This window comes from Nocardioides sp., assembly GCF_041600255.1.
Classification (GTDB): domain Bacteria; phylum Actinomycetota; class Actinomycetes; order Propionibacteriales; family Nocardioidaceae; genus Nocardioides.
Genome location: NZ_JBFIKK010000075.1, coordinates 1 through 17,090 on the forward strand (window position 1 = coordinate 1; position 17,090 = coordinate 17,090).

At 71.3% G+C, this 17,090-nt stretch carries 13 protein-coding genes; 5 read left to right on the forward strand and 8 right to left on the reverse strand.

What is annotated here, in order from left to right; genetic code table 11:
- A partial coding sequence (locus tag ABZE72_RS10260; protein WP_372728928.1) for a hypothetical protein occupies window positions 1–237 on the forward strand: 237 nt, incomplete at its 5' end.
- Between the two features lie 76 nt (window positions 238–313).
- Here ABZE72_RS10260 and ABZE72_RS10265 read toward each other — a convergent pair.
- The 3 genes from ABZE72_RS10265 to ABZE72_RS10275 form a co-directional block, all read right to left on the reverse strand.
- Window positions 314–1,558, reverse strand: coding sequence for a S8 family serine peptidase (locus ABZE72_RS10265; protein WP_372728929.1), 1,245 nt, complete (start codon window positions 1,556–1,558; stop codon window positions 314–316).
- A gap of 162 nt (window positions 1,559–1,720) precedes the next feature.
- Window positions 1,721–2,890: a PP2C family protein-serine/threonine phosphatase gene (locus ABZE72_RS10270; RefSeq protein WP_372728930.1), complete on the reverse strand. Its 1,170-nt coding sequence runs from the start codon at window positions 2,888–2,890 to the stop codon at window positions 1,721–1,723.
- 4 nt (window positions 2,891–2,894) lie between these two features.
- A complete protein-coding gene (locus ABZE72_RS10275; protein ID WP_372728931.1) occupies window positions 2,895–3,704 on the reverse strand; it encodes an alpha/beta fold hydrolase in 810 nt (269 codons plus the stop codon).
- Between the two features lie 122 nt (window positions 3,705–3,826).
- Between ABZE72_RS10275 and ABZE72_RS10280 the strand changes: the two genes are divergently transcribed.
- Complete coding sequence (locus ABZE72_RS10280) at window positions 3,827–7,039, forward strand: response regulator (RefSeq protein ID WP_372728932.1); 3,213 nt, start codon at window positions 3,827–3,829, stop codon at window positions 7,037–7,039.
- Between the two features lie 142 nt (window positions 7,040–7,181).
- On the forward strand, window positions 7,182–8,294 hold the full coding sequence (locus ABZE72_RS10285) for a Glu/Leu/Phe/Val dehydrogenase (RefSeq protein WP_372728933.1): 1,113 nt from the start codon (window positions 7,182–7,184) through the stop codon (window positions 8,292–8,294).
- Between the two features lie 98 nt (window positions 8,295–8,392).
- Here ABZE72_RS10285 and ABZE72_RS10290 read toward each other — a convergent pair whose 3' ends face one another.
- The 3 genes from ABZE72_RS10290 to purF all read right to left on the reverse strand — a co-directional run bounded on the left by ABZE72_RS10290 (window position 8,393) and on the right by purF (window position 11,398).
- Window positions 8,393–8,581, reverse strand: coding sequence for a DUF3073 domain-containing protein (locus ABZE72_RS10290; RefSeq protein WP_372728934.1), 189 nt, complete (start codon window positions 8,579–8,581; stop codon window positions 8,393–8,395).
- A 130-nt stretch (window positions 8,582–8,711) separates the two neighbouring features.
- A complete protein-coding gene (gene purM, locus ABZE72_RS10295; protein WP_372728935.1) occupies window positions 8,712–9,851 on the reverse strand; it encodes a phosphoribosylformylglycinamidine cyclo-ligase in 1,140 nt (379 codons plus the stop codon).
- 26 nt (window positions 9,852–9,877) lie between these two features.
- Window positions 9,878–11,398 (reverse strand): amidophosphoribosyltransferase, encoded by a 1,521-nt coding sequence (purF, locus tag ABZE72_RS10300; RefSeq protein WP_372728940.1) that lies wholly within the window; start codon window positions 11,396–11,398, stop codon window positions 9,878–9,880.
- Window positions 11,399–11,530: 132 nt separating this feature from the next.
- Between purF and ABZE72_RS10305 the strand changes: the two genes are divergently transcribed.
- Window positions 11,531–13,315, forward strand: coding sequence for a sensor histidine kinase (locus ABZE72_RS10305; RefSeq protein ID WP_372728936.1), 1,785 nt, complete (start codon window positions 11,531–11,533; stop codon window positions 13,313–13,315).
- A 153-nt stretch (window positions 13,316–13,468) separates the two neighbouring features.
- Here ABZE72_RS10305 and ABZE72_RS10310 read toward each other — a convergent pair whose 3' ends face one another.
- Complete coding sequence (locus ABZE72_RS10310; protein ID WP_372728937.1) at window positions 13,469–14,824, reverse strand: dipeptidase; 1,356 nt, start codon at window positions 14,822–14,824, stop codon at window positions 13,469–13,471.
- A 58-nt stretch (window positions 14,825–14,882) separates the two neighbouring features.
- Window positions 14,883–15,239: a sterol carrier family protein gene (locus ABZE72_RS10315; protein WP_372728938.1), complete on the reverse strand. Its 357-nt coding sequence runs from the start codon at window positions 15,237–15,239 to the stop codon at window positions 14,883–14,885.
- Between the two features lie 172 nt (window positions 15,240–15,411).
- Between ABZE72_RS10315 and ABZE72_RS10320 the strand changes: the two genes are divergently transcribed.
- Complete coding sequence (locus ABZE72_RS10320) at window positions 15,412–17,034, forward strand: M28 family peptidase (RefSeq protein ID WP_372728939.1); 1,623 nt, start codon at window positions 15,412–15,414, stop codon at window positions 17,032–17,034.
- Window positions 17,035–17,090 lie beyond the last annotated feature (56 nt).

Sequence of the window (17,090 nt, forward strand, 5' to 3'; positions counted from 1 at the left end):
AAGGCGGAGGGGTACACGGTCTGTCGCTGGACCGCCGACACCTACGACTGGGACCGGACCACGACCGCGCGGATGATCGAGCGGGTCAGGTACGGCGACTACCGCACGCCACCGCTGACCGCCGGTGGCAACCTGCTGATGCACGGCACCGCGGTGCACACCTCCGAGGGCCTGCGCAGGATCATCCGGGCCATCCGCCGCGCCGGGCTGAAGCTGGACCGACTCCCCCGAGGCTGAAGCCGCGCCGGACATGCCGACGGGGCCGAGCCGCCCGAGCGACCCGACCCCGTCGGAGTGTGTGGGGAACTGCGTGTCAGTAACCGGTGACGTTGAGCAGGCGCTCCTTGACCGAGTCCTTGTCGTCGGAGTTGTTCCAGTCGAGCGTGCCCGTCGACTGCAGGTACGCCTTCACCGCGGCCGGGGTGGCCGTGGGGTTGAGCGCCTTGTAGAGGGCCGCGCCGCCCGCGACGTGCGGGCTGGCCATCGAGGTGCCCGAGATCGAGCTGTAACCGCCGAGCCGCCAGGTCGAGTTGATGCAGACACCGGGGGCGATCAGGTCGACGTCCGCGCCGTAGTTGGAGAAGTTGGCGAAGGTGTCGTCCACGTCCGAGCGGCAGGTGGACGGGGCGCCGCCGCCGGGCAGACCGTTGAAGTCGGCCAGCGCGCTGACCGTGATCACCTCGTCGTAGGCGGCCGGGGTCGAGTTCTTGGCGTCCTCGGAGTCGTTGCCCGCGGCGACGACGTAGGTGATGCCGGCCGCGACCGAGCGGCAGATCGCCGCGTGCATCGCGTCCTTGTTGGTGGCACCGCAGTTCTGGTCGTCGGTGCCCGCACCGCCGAGGCTCATGTTGGCGACCTCGATCTTGGAGGCGTTGGCCGTCACGTAGTCGATCCCGCAGATCACGTCGGAGTTGAGCCCGGTACCGGCGTCGGTGAGCACCTTGACCGGCCAGATCCGCGCACCGGGCGCCATCCCGACAACGCCCTTGGTGTCGTCCAGGGCACCGATCGTGCCGGCGACGTGCGTGCCGTGGCCGTGCATGTCGTTGGCGTTGATCGCGCCGATCGAGCAGTTCTTGGCGCCGGCCCGGTAGATGTTCAGGTCGGGGTGGGTCAGGTCCGCCCCGGTGTCGATGACCGCGACGTCGACGTTGACCCGCTCGTCCACGCCGTTGATCTTGGCGGTCGGGCTGGCGTCGGCGTTGGAGCGGTTGATGCCGGTCGGCGTGGACTGCGCGTCGATGCTCACCGGGGTGTCCTTCTGGACCCAGCGGACCATCGGCGAGGCCGCGACCAGGTCGGCCTCGGCGGGCGACAGCCAGGCGGAGTAGCCCTGGAGTGCCGAGTGGTAGACGTGACCGAGGTCGAAGCCGAGCTGGGCGGCCTGCTGGGGGGCGACGGTGCGCGCGTCGACGCTGTCCTTCAGGACCACGATGTACGGCGAGGCAGCGGTGCCGAGGGCCGGCGGGGCGGCGACGACGGGAGCCGCCGCGAGAGCGGTGCCACCCAGGGTGAGAACGGCGGAGGCTGCCAGAGCAGCCTTGAGGGAAGTGCGCATGAGGACCTGGCTTCCGGGAGGGGTGCCGCCCGAGGCGGCCGGAAGTCAGAACTGTAGGAAGTCCACGGGCCTGGTGTCTTGTCAGCACGGGGTCAGGGTTGTGCAATGCACAGACCTGCAACCCCGGCCTCTGCGGCGGCTCCGCCCCCAGCAGGTGAGCGGTCAGCCGCGAACCCCCACCGCCACCACGGCCACGTCGTCGCGCAGGTGGCCGTCCTGGAAGTCGCCGACCTCGCGGACGAGCCCGTCCACGATCGCGAACGCCGAGGAACGGTTCCGGTCCACCGACTCCAGCAACCGGTCCTCGTCGAAGAACTCGTCACCGCGGCGGCCTTCGGTCACCCCGTCGGTGTACAGCACGAGAGCGTCTCCCGGGGCGAGCAGGAGCTGGTGGTCCTCGAAGTCCGGCTCCTCGATCACACCGAGCAGCGGACCGCTGCCCCCGACCATCACCGGCGGATCGCCGGGGCGCACCAGCACCGCCGGTGGGTGTCCCCCGGAGCCGAGGACCACCCGCCAGGAGTCCCCCTCCCTGCGCATCCGGATCATCGCCACCGTGCAGAAGCGATCGCTCTCGTGGCCGAGCAGCACCTCGTTGAGGGCGGCGAGCGCGGCGCTCGGGGTGTGCAGGCCCACGGCCACCGCCCGGATCGTGTGGCGAGCCAGCGCGGTCAGGCCTGCCGCCTCCACCCCCTTGCCACACACGTCGCCGAGGGCGACGATCCACTCGTCCGCGCTGATCGCGAAGACGTCGTAGAAGTCGCCGCCCACGTCCACGTCCTCGGCGGCCGCACGGAAGTCGCCCGCCACCTCCAGACCGTCGATCTGCGGCAGGCTGGGCGGGATCAGGCTGAGCTGCAAGGTCCGCGCCAGCTCTCGCGCCCGCTGCTCGGAGGCCTCGGCCCGGTCCTTGGCGCGCACCAGCTCGCGCTCGTACTCGCGTCGCTCGGTGGCGTCGAAGAGGGCGATCCGGACGGCCACGGGACTCCCCGCCTCGTCCCGGTCGAGGTTGGCGTTGACCAGGACCGGCAAGCGCTGGCCGTTGGCGCACACCACGTCGAGAGCGATCTCGCGCACCCAGCCCTGGATCTGCAGCAGCGGCGCGTAGTGGGTCTCGTGGAAGAGCCGACCCCCCGGGCTGAGCAGCTGGACGAAGGTTCGGCTCCCGACCAGCGCCTCGCGGGTGAACCCGGTCCAGGCGAGGAAGGTCTGGTTGACGTTGCGGATCAGACCCTGCGGCGTCGTGGTGAGGAAGCCGCACGGGGAGTTGTCGTAGTCGCGCCGGAAGTCGATCCCTTGCGCGTCGTCCGAAGGGCCGGGATCGATCGGCACTCGGTCAGACCCGGACCCGGTCGCGCAGGAACGACGTGATCGCCGCAATCGTCTCGCCCGGTGCGCTGAGGTGAGGACAGTGACCCGTCGCTTCGAGCAGGGCGTAGGCGCTGCCCGGGATCTGCTGGTGGACGTACTCGCCCACCTCGACCGGTGCGATCACGTCGCTGCTGCACTGCAGCACCAACGTCGGCGTCGACACGAGCGGCAGGTCGGCCCGGTTGTCGGAGAGGAACGTCGCCCGCGCGAAGCGCCGGGCGATGTCGGGGTCGGTCCGACAGAAGCTCGCGGTCAGCTCCTGGCCGTACTCCGGACGGTCCTCGTTGCCCATGATCACCGGGGCCATCACGCTGGACCAGCCGAGGTAGTTGCTGGACAGCGAGCCCAGGAGCTCGTGGATGTCCTGCTCGCTGAAGCCGCCGACGTACGGCGGGTCGTCGATGTAGCGCGGCGAGGGACCGACCAGCACCAAGGCCCCGAAGCGCTCGGGCACCCTGCGCTCGGCCAGGATCCCGATGGTCGCCGAGACGGAGTGACCCACGAAGATCACGTCCTGCAGGTCGAGCTCCTCGAGGAGGTCGACGACGTCCTGGGCGTAGCCCTCCAGGGAGGAGTGCCGCTCGGGATCGTAGGCGGCGGGGTCGGCCGAGCCGGCGCCGGCGAGGTCGAAGAGCACCACGCGGTGCTCCTCCTCGAAGGCGGGGGTGACCAGGCGCCACATGCTCTGGTCGCAGCCGTAGCCGTGCGCGAACACGATGGGTTGACCCTCCGCGCGGCCACTCAGCGCGACATGGTGGCGAGTTGTCGCGTCCATGCTGGGCACCCTAGTCGATCCGTCACCGCGACCACGCTTCTTTGGGCGAGGACGGGGAACGGTGACGGAGTTGTCGCGCAAACGGGCCGGTGCGGCGATGATATGGGTGATCGGGAGGGAAGATGGAGCCGCAACCGCAGCTGTTCCGCCACGTCGTCGAGTCGAGCACCGACGGTCTGTGGCTGATCGACGAGGACGGCCGCACGCTCTACGCCAACGAGCGGATGGCCCGGCTCCTCGGTCGTGAGCACGCGACGATGGCGGACTTCTCGCCGTACGACGCCCTCGACGAGGACGGCCGCGCCCAGTTCGACGCCCACCTCGCCGAGATGCGCGCGGGGCACCCGGGGGAGGAGAACCTCGAGTCCCGCTTCGTCCGCGCCGACGGGTCGACCATCTGGGGCCTCGTCAGCTGGCAGCCCCTGTACGACGACGAGGGTGTCCGAATCGGCTGGCTGCACCGGGTGACCGAGTACACCGAGCGCAAGGAACTGCTCGAGCAGCTGCGCGAGCGTGAGCGGCAGTTCGCCGAGGCCCAGCAGATCGCGATGATCGGCAGCTGGGAGTGGGACGTGGCCGCGGATCGAGTGCGCTGGTCGGACCAGCTCTACCGGATCTACAACCTCGAGCCCCAGGAGTTCGCCGCCACCTACCAGGCCTTCCTGGACTTCATCCACCCCGAGGACCGCGCCCGGGTCGAGCGAGCGGTGACCAGCACCTTCCACGGCCCGGACACCTTCAACTGGGACGCCCGGATCATCCGCAAGGGCGGCGAGATCCGCTGGGTGCGGGGGATGGGCGTGGTCGAGCGTGGCCCGGACGGCCTGCCCGTGAAGATGGGCGGCACCTCCCAGGACATCACCCACCTGGTCCGGGCCGATCAGGTCGCGGCGGCGGCCACCCAGCGACTCCTGCTCCTGCACCAGCTCGCCACCGACGCGAACGCCGCCACCGAGCTCGAGGAGGCCTACTCGCTGGCCGCCCAGGCGCTCATCCAGCACAGCAACTGGTCACCGGTCTGCGTCTACCGGCGCACCCCCTCGGGGGGCCTGGTCTCCACGCCGCTCGAGGGCCGACCCGGCGCGCCGGCCGCAGCGCCCGACCCGTCCCTGGCGCGGCATGCCCTGACGACCCGGAGGCTGTCGCACGGCGCTGTCGGGATCCCGCACCCGTCGCGGTGCCTGGCCGCCGTGCCGGTCAAGGTGGGTGACGAGGTCACCGCCGTCCTGGAGGTGGTGCTGGACCAGGCGGCCCCGGACGACGACGCCACCCGCCTGCTCGAGCAGGTCGCGGCCCAGCTCGGGACCGTCACCGAACGCACCCGTGCCGCGGCCGAGCTCGCCGCCGCCCGCGACGAGGCCATGGAGGCGTCCCGGTTGAAGTCGGAGTTCCTGGCCACCATGAGCCACGAGATCCGCACCCCGATGAACGGCGTGATCGGCCTCAACGACCTGCTCCTGCGCACCGAGCTGGACGACAACCAGCGCCGGCTCGCCGAGGGCCTGCAGTCCGCCGGATCGACGCTGCTCGCGATCATCAACGACGTCCTCGACCTCTCCAAGATCGAGTCCGGCAAGCTCGTGCTCGAGACCGAGGACTTCGACGTCCGTGAGCTCTTCGAGCGGACCGCCGCCCTGCTGAGCGGCCCGGCCCACGAGAAGGGCCTGGAACTGGTGGTGGCGTGCCACCCCGAGGTTCCGCTCACCCTGCGCGGCGACGCGGTGCGCCTGGGTCAGGTGCTCACGAACCTCGGCGCGAACGCGGTCAAGTTCACCGACCGCGGAGAGGTCATCGTGCAGGCCTCGCTGGTCTCCCGGGACTCCGAGCGGGTGGTCCTCCGCGTGGACGTCACCGACACCGGCGTGGGCATCGCCCCCGAGGAGCAGGATCGCCTCTTCGAGGCCTTCAGCCAGGGCGACCCGTCCACCACGCGCCGGCACGGCGGCACCGGCCTCGGGCTGGCCATCTCCCGCCAGCTCGTCGACGCGCTGGGCGGGGAGATCACGGTGCAGAGCGCACCCGGGATCGGTAGCACCTTCACGTTCACCGCCGCCTTCACCCCGGCCCAGGGCCTGCCGTCCGGACGCACCGGAGCCCCGTCCGAGCTGGCAGGTCGTCGAGTGCTGGTGGTCGACGACAACGAGACCAACCGGTTCATCCTCGAGGAGCAGTTGCAGGCCTGGCACATGCGTCCGGTCGCCGTCGCCTCCGCCGAGGAGGCGATGGCAACGCTGCGGGAGGCTGCACGCGCCCAGCAGCCGTTCGACGTCGCGCTGCTCGACCTGGTGATGCCCGGCGTCGACGGCCTCGAACTGGCCCGGCGGATCCGCGCCGATGCCACCCTGGGCCAGATCAGCCTGCTGCTCCTCAGCTCGGCCAACGACGTCGACCCGCAGCTGGCCCGGGCCAGCGGAGTCCGTGCCTCGCTGACCAAGCCGGTACGGCACTCGCAGTTGCACGAGGCGCTGCTCGACATCGTGGCTCCGTCGCTGCCGGCCACCTCGCCCGACACCCCCACGGAGACGCCGAGCACCGGCACCCGGGTGCTCGTGGTCGAGGACAACCCCATCAACCAGCTCGTCGCCGTCGGTCTCGTCGAGCACCTGGGCTACGACGTCGACACCGCCCACGACGGCGCCGAGGCGGTACGCATCCTGCGCGGCGACCACCCGTATGCCGCCGTGCTGATGGACTGCCGGATGCCCGAGATGGACGGTTACGAGGCCACGCGGACCATCCGGTCGAACGAACCGGACGGTCGCCGGGTGCCGATCATCGCCATGACCGCGTCGGCCCTCCAGGGCGACCGGGAGCGATGCCTGGCCTCGGGGATGGACGACTTCCTGCCCAAGCCCATCGACCCCCACGCCCTGGCCCGCGTGCTGACTCGCTGGACCCTCAACGCCGACGCCGACGCCGACCCTGACGCCGACGCCGAGCCGGACCTCGAGCCGGACCACGGACCGGCAGCGAGCACGGACTCGGAGGTGCTCGACCAGCAGCGGGTGAACGTCCTGCACGAGCTGAGGATGGACGGCGTCAGCTTCTTCGAGCGCACCGCCGCCGCCTTCTCGGCCCGGGTCCCCGGTCAGCTCGACGCCCTGCGTGACGCCGTCGCCCGCGGTGACGCCGCCACCCTGCGGACGACGGCCCACCAGCTCAAGGGCAGCGCCCTGAACCTCGGCCTTCCGCTCCTCGGCTCCGCTGCAGCCGCCCTCGAGACCGCGAGCGGAGCGCCGACGAGCGAGCAGGTGCGCCACCGCCTCGACGAGGTCTGCCGGGAAGCGGACCGTGGGTTGGCGGCGCTGGCCCGGGAGGCCTCCCGGCTGGCCTGACCGGGCGAGAGGCCGGCTGGTCGCTCGGGCGATTCGTTCGCGCCCGATGAGCGGAATACGCTGTGAGGACGGACACGCGCCACCCCTGCGGTCCGACCAGCGCCGCCTCACCCGGTGGCCAGAACTGAAAGTGAGCTGTCCCATGTCTGCTGAGACTCCTCCGAGCTCGGGCCCGGGTCGCACCGAAGACCTCTTCGAGCTGGCTGCCGAGCACGAGCAGGTCGTCTTCGCCAACGACCCGGCCACCGGTCTCAAGGCCATCGTCGCCATCCACTCCACAGCGCTGGGCCCCGCCCTCGGCGGCACCCGGTTCTACCCCTACGCCTCCACCTCCGACGCCCTGCAGGACGTGCTCAACCTCTCCCGCGGCATGTCGTACAAGGCGGCGCTCGCCGGGCTCGACCTCGGCGGCGGCAAGGCCGTGATCATCGGCGACCCGCGGACGCTGAAGTCCGAAGCGCTGCTGCGGGCCTACGGTCGCTTCGTCCAGTCGCTCAACGGCCGGTACTACACCGCCTGCGACGTCGGCACCTTCTCCGTCGACATGGACGACATCGCCCGCGAGTGCGACTACGTCACCGGGCGTACCGTCGCGCACGGCGGCGCCGGCGACAGCTCGGTGCTGACCGCCTTCGGCGTCTTCCAGGGGATGCGCGCTGCCGCGGAACGGGTCTGGGGCTCCCCCACCCTCGCGGGTCGGACCGTCGGCGTCGCCGGCGTCGGCAAGGTCGGGCGCCACCTGGTCCGCCACCTCATCGAGGACGGCGCCGCGGTGGTCGTGACCGACGTGCACGCCCCCTCGGTCGAGGCGATCCGGGAGGAGTTCCCGCAGGTGACCTCCGTCGACTCGACCGACGCGCTGGTCGCCTCCGAGCTCGACGTCTACGCCCCGTGCGCCCTGGGTGGCGCCATCACCGACGAGGTCGTCGACGTCCTGTCCGCGAAGATCGTCTGCGGCGCCGCGAACAACCAGCTGGCCCACCCCGGCGTCGAGAAGGCGCTGGAGGACCGCGGAATCCTGTACGCCCCTGACTACTGCGTCAACGCCGGCGGGCTGATCCAGGTCGCCGACGAGCTCGAGGGCTTCTCCTTCGAGCGGGCCCAGCAGCGGGCCGAGGGGATCTTCGAGACCACCCGTCAGGTCTTCGAGCTTGCCGCCGCCGAGGGCATCGCCCCCGCGATCGCCGCCGACCGGCTCGCCGAGCGCCGGATGCGCGAGGTCGGCCGACTGCGCGGGATCTGGCTCGACCACTGATCCGGACATGACAGAACTGGGCGGGTGAGGTGCTCACCCGCCCAGTTCTGTGCTGTCAGTCGATGCAGGGCCCGTCGCTCAGACCGGCCACCGAGTCGTCAGTCGCGACGAGGCTCGATGTAGTCGGACCACTTGTCGATCTCGTTCGGATCGACCTGGTCCTTGTCTGAGTTGTGACTCGAGCCGTGCAGCTCGTTCGCCAGCGCCCCGAAGTCCGTCTCGTGGGTCTGGTACTTCAGGTCGCGTGCGACCTTGGTCTGCTTGGCTTTCGCTCGGCCGCGCCCCATAGGGTCAGCCCCCTCGCACACTCGGCCGGGGCACTGTGGCTCCCGGGCTGTCCTGAACGTTTCGTCGTGAGGGCAACGCTACCCGCTGCCTGGGTGTTCCCGCACATCCCCTCCCGAAAAGGGACGGATGTCACCAACCCGGGTGCTGGCCCGTCAGCGTGACACGACCGCCGTCGCGGCCGCCCACGGAGGTGTCGTGGTCCACCATTCCGGCCACCCACGCGCGCATCCCGAACCCCTCCAGCACCTCCAGGGCCGTGTCGATGTCCTCGGCCGGGGTCAGCGCCACCATCCCGACGCCACAGTTCAGGGTCGCCTCGAGATCGGGTTGCGCGACGCCACCCACCCGACGGACCAGGTCGAAGATCGGCTGAGGGGTCCAGGTACGGCGGTCGATGCTGGCGGACAGCTCGACCGGCATCACCCGCTCGAGGTTGGCCGCCAGTCCACCGCCCGTGACGTGCGCCATCGCGTGCGTGGAGGTGCGCGCAGCGAGCTCCAGGCAGGCCTTGGCGTAGATCCGGGTGGGCTCGAGGAGCTCCTCGCCCAGCGTGCGACCGAGCTCGTCGACGTGCCGGTCCAGCGCCCAACCGGCGCCGCCGCTCTCCGGCGAGCCGAGCAGGACGTGCCGGACCAGCGAGTAGCCGTTGGAGTGCAGGCCGCTGGCCTCCATCGCGATGATCGCGTCACCGGGGCGAACCCGCCCCGGACCGAGCAGCTTGTCGGCCTCGACCACCCCGGTGGTGGCGCCGGCGACGTCGTACTCGTCAGGGGCGAGCAGTCCCGGGTGCTCGGCCGTCTCACCACCGACCAGCGCACAGCCCGCCTCGACACAGGCCTCGGCGATGCCCTTGACGATCGCGGCGATCCGCTCGGGCACGACCCGCCCGGTCGCGATGTAGTCGGTCATGAAGAGCGGCTCGGCGCCGCAGACGACCAGGTCGTCGACGACCATGCCGACCAGGTCGTAGCCGATCGTGTCGTGCCGGTCCATCGCCTGGGCGATGGCGACCTTCGTGCCGACCCCGTCGGTGGAGGTGGCGAGCAGCGGCCGGTCGTACTTCTTCAGCGCCGAGGCGTCGAAGAGTCCGGCGAAGCCGCCCAGGCCGCCGATCATCTCCGGGCGGCGGGCCTTCTCGACCCAGACCTTCATCAGCTCGATCGCCTTGTCGGCCGCCTCGATGGAGACCCCGGCTGCCGCGTAGGCGCCGGCCCCCGCCGAATCAGGCTGGGGCACGCCGGTCGAGGAGTCGTGGCCGGACTGGGTCATGCGGGTCTCCTGGCGATCAGGTGGGGTCAGGGGTTGTTCAGGACGGGAAGGGCCTTGCCCAGGCCGGGGCTGCTCAGCGACGCCTCGAGGAGGTGCTTGCCGAGCAGGCTCTCGTCGGGCAGCTCGATCGGGTACTCGCCGGTGAAGCAGGCGGTGCACAGCGTCGGCTGCGGCTGCCCGGTGGCCTCCACCATCCCCTCCAGCGAGATGTAGCCCAGGCTGTCGGCGCCGACGCTGGCCGCGATCTCCTCGGGGGTCAGGCCGTTGGCGATCAACTCGGCCCGGGTGGCGAAGTCGATCCCGTAGAAGCACGGCCACTTCACCGGCGGCGAGGAGATCCGCACGTGCACCTCCAGGGCACCCGCCTCGCGCAGCATCCGGACCTGGGCGCGCTGGGTGTTGCCCCGCACGATCGAGTCGTCGACGACCACGATCCGCTTGCCACGGATCATGTGGTCCAGTGCGTTCAGCTTGAGCCGGATGCCGAGCTGGCGCAGGGTCTGGCTGGGCTGGATGAAGGTGCGCCCGACGTAGGCGTTCTTGACGAAGCCCTGACCGAACGGGATCCCGCTCTCCTCGGCGTACCCGGCGGCAGCCGGGGTGCCGGACTCGGGCACCGGGATGACCAGGTCGGCCTCGACCGGGAACTCGCGGGCCAGCTGTCGACCCATCTCGACCCGGGCCTGGTGCACGCTGCGACCGGCGATCGTCGCGTCCGGCCGGGCGAGGTAGACGTACTCGAAGACGCAGCCCTTCGGCTCGGGCTCGGCGAACGTGTACGAGCGCAGACCGTCCTCGTTGATCACCAGCATCTCGCCGGGCTCGACCTCGCGGACGACGCTGGCGCCGATCGTGGCGAGCGCCGCGTCCTCGCTGGCGACCACCCAGCCGCGGTCGAGCCGCCCGAGGACCAGGGGACGGATCCCCTGGGCGTCGCGGGCGGCGTACAGCGTGTTCTCGTCCATCCAGACGAAGGAGAAGGCCCCCTGCAGCAGCGGCAGGACCTCGAGGGCGCGCTGCTCCAGGGACGTGTCGGGGTGGTGGGCGAACAGCGAGGTGACCAGACCGGTGTCGTTGGTCGACGCCTCGATCTGGAGCCCGCGCTGGTCCTGCTCGTCGTCGGCGCCGGGGAGGTCGGCGACCAGCTGGGCGAGTTCGTGGGTGTTGATCAGGTTGCCGTTGTGGCCGAGCGCGATGGATCCCAGCGGCGTGGGCTGGAAGGTCGGCTGGGCGTTCTGCCAGGTGCTCGCCCCGGTCGTGGAGTAACGGGCGTGACCGATCGCGAGGTGGCCCTTGAGGGAGTTGAGGGTGGTCTCGTCGAACACTTGGGAGACGAGGCCCATGTCCTTGTAGACCAGGATCTGCCGTCCGTTGCTGACCGCGATGCCGGCCGACTCCTGGCCGCGGTGCTGCAGGGCGTAGAGACCGAAGTAGGTGAGCTTGGCGACGTCCTCGCCGGGCGCCCAGACACCGAAGACACCGCAGGCGTCCTGCGGACCCTGGTCGTGCGGGTCGAGGGCGGCAGTCAGCCGACCGTCACCGCCCATGCGCGCGCTGTGGGGTGGGGGCACGCAGATGAGTCTACGGGCCGACACCTTCGAGAAACTCCAGACCGCCTCCGGTGAGCGGTGATCCCCGTAACATGACACGTCGAGCCCTGACCGGGGAGGGAGACCCACGTGTCGCGCCACCACGCCGGCGAACGACCCGACCCCGGCGTCCCCACCGCCTGGTCGGACGCACCCTCCCGCGACGCGCTGCAGCTGATCGCCGAGGGCGTCACCGAGGTGGCCGGCTTCGGTGTCGCCGCGATCAGCGTCGTCCGGGACGACGGCCGGCTCGAAGTGATGGCCGTCGCGGGCAGCGACGAGGCCCGCGACCACCTCACCGGCGTACGCACCCCCGTCGCCCAGCTGATGGCCGAGATCGACAAGGCCGACCACTGGGGCCTGCTGCGGTTCCTGCCGCACGAGAAGCTCGAGATCGGCGAGGAGGACTGGGGTTGGGTGCCGGACGTCGAGCCGCTCGACCTGCCCGACGCCTGGCACCCGATGGACCTGCTGATCGCCCCCCTGCGCGACCAGGACGGCACCCTGCGCGGGACCCTCGCGATGGACCTGCCCCGGGACGGACGCCGACCGGGCGACGCGCAACGGGCGGTGCTGCAGAAGTACGCCGAGCAGGCCGGCCGGGCCGTCGTCAACGCGCTCGAGCGCGAGGAGCTCGCCGAACAGGTCCGGCTCGCCGACGCCGCCCGCACCATCGTCCGCAACGCCAGCGCGCAGCGCAGCATGGCGGCGATCCTCTCCGATTCCAGCGCGGCGCTGACCGAGGGATTCCGGGCATCGGGCGTGTGGATCCACACGTTCGACCGGGACGGTCTGGGCACGGAATCGCTCTACTCCTCCACCGGCGAGACGGTCGAGCTGCTTCCGGAGGTGGTCGACCTCGCCCGGATGTCCGCGCGCAGCGCGTGGCGGGCCCAGCGCTCGGAGGTGGTGGCCCCGGACCGGCCGTTCGGGCCGACGATCTCGCAGGAGCAGGGCACGCAGGTGCTGCGCTTCCTGGCCGACCACGGCATCGGCTCGATCCTCTTCACGCCGCTCGGCGCCGGCCCCGAGTGCCTGGGCAGCCTGGTGCTCACCCGGGCGCCGGGCACTCCCGAGTGGAGCGACGTGGAGAGCGCGGCCGCCCTCGACATCGGACACGACCTCGGCCGCGCCCTGCTCAACGCCCGCACCTTCGAACGCGAGCGCAAGCTCGTCCACGACCTGCAGGAGCTCGACGCCTACAAGAGCCGGCTGATCGCGACGGTGGCCCACGAGCTGAAGACCCCGCTGGCGGTCGCCTCCGGTCACCTCGAACTGCTCGAGTCCTCCCCCGACCTCAGCGCCGACGACCGCAGCTCACTGAGCTTCATCGGACGCAGCACGCACCGCATGGAGCTGGTGATCGCCGACCTGCTGATGCTGGCCAGGGTCGGCGATCACCGCACCGAGCTGCGGGCCGAGCCCGTGGACCTGCGCCTGTTGGTCCGCGAGGCCGTGGAGCTCGCGTCGCTGGGGGCGGCTCGCGGCGACCTGACCGTGAGCGTCGACGAGCCCGAGGGACCGGTGCTGGCGCTCGGTGACGCCAGCGAGCTCGAGCGGGTCTGCGTGAACCTGCTGGGCAATGCGGTGAAGTACACCCCCCGGGGTCGAATCATCTCCCTGAGCGTGCGGCGTCGCGGTCAGGAGGCGGTGCTGACGTGCACCGACCAGGGGCTCGGCATCTCGCCGGAGGACCAGGAGCAGCTGTTCACCGAGTTCTTCCGCTCGAGCAACCCCGAGGCCCTGGCCCAGCCGGGCACCGGGCTCGGCCTGACGATCGTGAAGCGGATCGTGGAGCGGCACCGGGGCCGGATCGAGGTCGAGTCCGAGCTGGGGGTGGGCAGCACCTTCCGGGTGTGCCTGCCCGCGGTGTAGGGATCCCCGGAGATCCGGGGATCCTGTCGCTTCCCACGGATTGCAACGCGTGAGAAGCGCAGGAAGTGCTGGGTAAGCGGGCTGATCCGGGCACCCTGGGCCGATCCCGGCCGATCCGGGCCCCGACCCTCGGCCGACCGACCATCCGGCCGATCAGGCGGTGCCGAGGTGGTGCAGCAGGAGCGTCTCCGCCAGCACCACCCGCTCGAACTCCGCCAGGTGCAGACCCTCGTTCGCGCCGTGCGCCCGGGTGTCCGGATCCTCCACCCCGGTCACCAGCACGCTCGCCTGCGGGAACGCCTCCAGGAACTCCGCGATGAACGGGATCGAGCCACCCACGCCCATGTCCACCGGCGCGACCCCGTCCCACGCCTCCTCGAACGCCCGCCGTGCCGCGTCGTACGCCGGACCGGTGGCGTCGATCTTCGTCGCCTCCCCCGTGTCCACGATCGTCACGTCCAGATCGGCCCCCCACGGCACGTTCGCCTCCAGGTGCCTCTGCAGGCACGTGACCGCGTTCTCCGCCGTGTCACCGGGGGCGATCCGCAACGAGATCTTCGCCCGCGCCGACGCGACCAGCGTGTTGCTCGCGCCCTCGACCTTCGGCGCGTCCAGACCCGTGATCGACAGCGCCGGCTTCGTCCACAACCGCTCGACCGCGCTGCCGTCGCCGATCCAGTCCAGCCCGGGGATGGCGCCCGACTCCGCACGAAGCCGCTCCTCGGGGTAGTCCACCTCCGCCGCAGGGCCGGCGCACAACCCCTCGATCGCCACGTTGCCCCGGTCGTCGTGCAGGGTCGCGATCAGCCGCGACAGCGCGATCAGGGCGTCGGGCACCAGACCGCCCCACATGCCCGAGTGCACGGCGTGCGTCAACGTGCGCACCTCGACGTCGGCCCGGACCAGGCCGCGCAGGCTCGTCGTCAGCGCCGGTACGCCGATGTCCCAGTTGCCGGAGTCGGCGATCACGATGACGTCCGCGGCCAGGGCCTGCTGGTGCTCGAGCAGCAGCGCCGGCAGGGTCTCGGAGCCGACCTCCTCCTCGCCCTCGATGAACATCGTCACGCTCACCGGCAGCTCGTCGCCGTACACCCGCAGGGCGCCCAGGTGGGCCGCGATGCCGGCCTTGTCGTCGGCGGCGCCGCGCGCGTACAGGCGCCCGTCCCGCTCGGTCGGCTCGAACGGCGGCGAGTCCCACTCGGCGTGGTCGTTCTCGGGCTGGACGTCGTGGTGGGCGTAGAGCAGCACGGTCGGCGCACCAGCCGGGCCCGCCTTGTGCGCGATCACCGCGGGCGCACCTCCCCCGGCGCTGACGATCTCCACGGAGTCGAAGTTCTCCGCCCGGAACAGCTCCGCCACCGCCTCCGCGCTGCGCTGCACCTCGGCGGCACGCGCGGGATCGGCGCTGACCGACTCGATCCGGACCAGGTCCTCGAGGTCCTCACGCAGGCGCGGGAGCACCTCGGCGACGCGGCTGCGGATGTCCTCGATGCTGAACTCGTCACTCATGGGGCCAACCTATCCACGGCCGGGCACGTGCTCCGAACCGACAGATCGCCGCACCGGGTCACAGCGGCAGGTGGGCAGTGAGGTCGGCGCGCTCACCACTCGCACGCACCCGACCGGCTGCGTCGGCCTCCGCCCAGGTCAGCTCTCCGGTGGCCAGCGCCAGCCAGGTGGCGGCGTCCAGCTCGACGACGGCCGGCGGGGTGCCGCGGGTGTGCCGCACTCCCGCGATCACCTGGACGGCGGCGTACGGCGGCACCCGCACCTCGACCGATCTGCCGGGCGCCCTCGCCTCCAGCAGTGCCAGGTAGTGCTTGGTCAGCAGCCGCAGGTCCGGCGGCGTGAGCTCGCCCGCCGCCCGCCGGGCCAACGCGGCCGCCACGTCGTCGGGGTCCGCCGGGCGGAGTCTGGCTGCCATGCCTCGCAGCCTAGGAGCGGTCGCCTTCAGCCACCGCAGGAGGTTCGGCGACTCACCCCCAGGAGTGGTTGTCCGTGACGCCCGTCACACCTAACGTGACCTCTCGTGTGCCCGGGCCCCGGGCACACTCTCGGACCTCTCGGACTTCTCGGACATCTCGGAAAGGCTCACCGTGAAACACCCCAGTACGACGCATGCCCGCTGGCTGAGCGGCATCGCACTCCTCGCCAGCGCCGCCACCGTCGCGGCCGGCGTCCCAGCCGTCGCCGCCACCACACCCGGCGCGACCACGCCGAGCACCACCGTTGCCGAGCACGGCACGACCAAGCCGGGCGGTCTGGCCGGCAAGGTCAAGGTGCGCGAGGTGATGAAGCACCTCGCGCGCTTCGACGCGATCGGCGACCGGCACGGCGACCGCTCCGCCGGCACGCCCGGCTACCGCGTCTCCCGCAACTACGTGGTCAAGCGGCTCCAGCGGGCCGGCTACAAGCCGCAGGTCCAGGCCTTCGACTTCGCCTACTTCGCCCAGCTCGCGCCGTCGGTCTTCGAGCAGACGTCGCCGACCCCGACGACGTACGAGGAGGACTCCGACAACGGCTACGCGCTGATGACCTACTCGGGCTCCGGCGACGTCACCGCGCCGGTCCAGCCCGTCGACCTCAGCCTGGGCGACCCGGCGGCCTCCACCAGCGGCTGCGAGGCCGCGGACTTCGAGGGCTTCACCGCGGGCAACATCGCTCTCATCCAGCGCGGCGCCTGCGCCTTCGCGGACAAGGTGGTCAACGCGCAGGACGCCGGCGCCACCGGCGTCATCGTGATGAACCAGGGCACCCCCGGCCGCTTCGACGCCTTCAGCGGAACCCTCAGCAACCCCGTCGGCACGGTGCCGGCGATCGGCACCACCTTCGCGATCGGCGAGTCCCTCGCCTCGGGCGAGGCGGAGGTCCACCTGGCCGCCAGCACCGAGTCCGACATCCGCGAGACCTGGAACGTCCTGGCCGAGACCAAGGGCCAGCGCCGGAACACGGTGATGGCCGGTGCGCACCTGGACAGCGTCCAGGGCGCCAATGGGGTCAACGACAACGGCAGTGGCAGCGGCGCCCTGCTCGCGGTCGCCGAGAAGCTGGCCGAGCAGAAGCGGAAGCCGACCAACCGGGTCCGGTTCGCCTGGTGGGGTGCCGAGGAGCTCGGGCTGAAGGGGTCGCGGCACTACGTGGACGACCTCGCCACCAACCGGCCGCGTCGCTTCCAGCAGATCGCGCTCTACCTGAACTTCGACATGGTCGCCTCGCCGAACTACGCGCTGATGGTCTACGACGGCGACAACTCGGCGTACCCGGTCGGCCCCGGCGCCGCCGAGGGTCCGGAGGGTTCGGGTGCCATCGAGCGGATGTTCCACCGGTTCTTCGACCGTCTCGGCACCGGCTCCGACGAGTCTGCGTTCAGCGGCCGCAGCGACTACGGCCCGTTCATCGAGCTCAACGTCCCCGCCGGCGGTCTGTTCACCGGCGCCGAGGGCATCAAGACCGAGGAGCAGGCTGTCCAGTTCGGCGGCACCGCCGGCGAGGCGTACGACCCGTGCTACCACGCGGCGTGCGACGACATGACGAACCTCAGCCGCCGTGCGCTGCGCGCCAACACGGCTGCGATCGCCCACATGGTCGCCCGGTTCGCCCGCAGCACCCGCGCGGTCAACGGCGACTCCACCGGCCACGAGCCGCCGGCGGAGCCGCGTCACGCGCACGCGCACCCGCGGCACCAGCACCGGCACGCGGAGGACCCGGTCAAGCGCTGACCGTCCCCTTCGGCCGCACTGCTGCCACGCGGGGAGCGACGTCGGGCCCGGCACCC

What these genes read in the sequence shown, in the direction of transcription:
- ABZE72_RS10275 (WP_372728931.1), bottom strand. Translation starts at nt 3,704, where the DNA reads ATGGACGCGACAACTCGCCACCATGTCGCGCTGAGTGGCCGCGCGGAG.
- ABZE72_RS10280 (WP_372728932.1), top strand. Translation starts at nt 3,827, where the DNA reads ATGGAGCCGCAACCGCAGCTGTTCCGCCACGTCGTCGAGTCGAGCACC.
- ABZE72_RS10290 (WP_372728934.1), bottom strand. Translation starts at nt 8,581, where the DNA reads ATGGGGCGCGGCCGAGCGAAAGCCAAGCAGACCAAGGTCGCACGCGAC.
- purF (WP_372728940.1), bottom strand. Translation starts at nt 11,398, where the DNA reads ATGGGCGGTGACGGTCGGCTGACTGCCGCCCTCGACCCGCACGACCAG.
- ABZE72_RS10285 (WP_372728933.1), top strand. Translation starts at nt 7,182, where the DNA reads ATGTCTGCTGAGACTCCTCCGAGCTCGGGCCCGGGTCGCACCGAAGAC.
- ABZE72_RS10265 (WP_372728929.1), bottom strand. Translation starts at nt 1,558, where the DNA reads ATGCGCACTTCCCTCAAGGCTGCTCTGGCAGCCTCCGCCGTTCTCACC.
- purM (WP_372728935.1), bottom strand. Translation starts at nt 9,851, where the DNA reads ATGACCCAGTCCGGCCACGACTCCTCGACCGGCGTGCCCCAGCCTGAT.
- ABZE72_RS10310 (WP_372728937.1), bottom strand. Translation starts at nt 14,824, where the DNA reads ATGAGTGACGAGTTCAGCATCGAGGACATCCGCAGCCGCGTCGCCGAG.
- ABZE72_RS10315 (WP_372728938.1), bottom strand. Translation starts at nt 15,239, where the DNA reads ATGGCAGCCAGACTCCGCCCGGCGGACCCCGACGACGTGGCGGCCGCG.